Annotated in this window: 1 protein-coding gene; it reads left to right on the top strand. The window is 64.4% G+C overall.

The genetic code is table 11. From position 1 onward, the window contains the following. On the top strand, positions 1–447 hold a 447-nt coding region (locus tag EN935_RS40135; RefSeq protein WP_348629933.1), incomplete at both ends, for a putative PEP-binding protein.

Genomic DNA, 447 nt, shown 5'->3' on the forward strand with positions numbered 1-447 from the left:
GTCGCCAAGAGCGTCATGGAGGAAACCGGCGTCAAGATCGACTATCTGACTGGAACCATGATTGAGCTCCCCCGCGCGGCGATCCGCGCCCATGTCATCGCCGCTACGGCCGAGTTCTTCTCCTTCGGCACCAACGACCTGACCCAGACGACCTTCGGCATTTCGCGCGACGATGCGGCCTCGTTCCTGGAGACCTACCGCCAGAAGGGCATCATCGATCAGGATCCGTTCGTCTCGCTCGATATCGACGGCGTCGGCGAACTGGTGCGCATGGCTGCCGAAAAAGGCAGGGCGACGCGGCCCGACATCAAGCTCGGCATTTGCGGCGAACATGGCGGGGACCCGGCCTCGATCCGCTTTTGCGAAGAGGTTGGCCTCGACTACGTGTCCTGCTCGCCCTATCGCGTGCCGATCGCCAGGCTGGCGGCCGCGCAGGCAGCGGTGCTG

It is taken from the genome of Mesorhizobium sp. M7D.F.Ca.US.004.03.1.1 (assembly GCF_003998635.1).
In the GTDB taxonomy this organism is placed as follows: domain Bacteria; phylum Pseudomonadota; class Alphaproteobacteria; order Rhizobiales; family Rhizobiaceae; genus Mesorhizobium; species Mesorhizobium loti.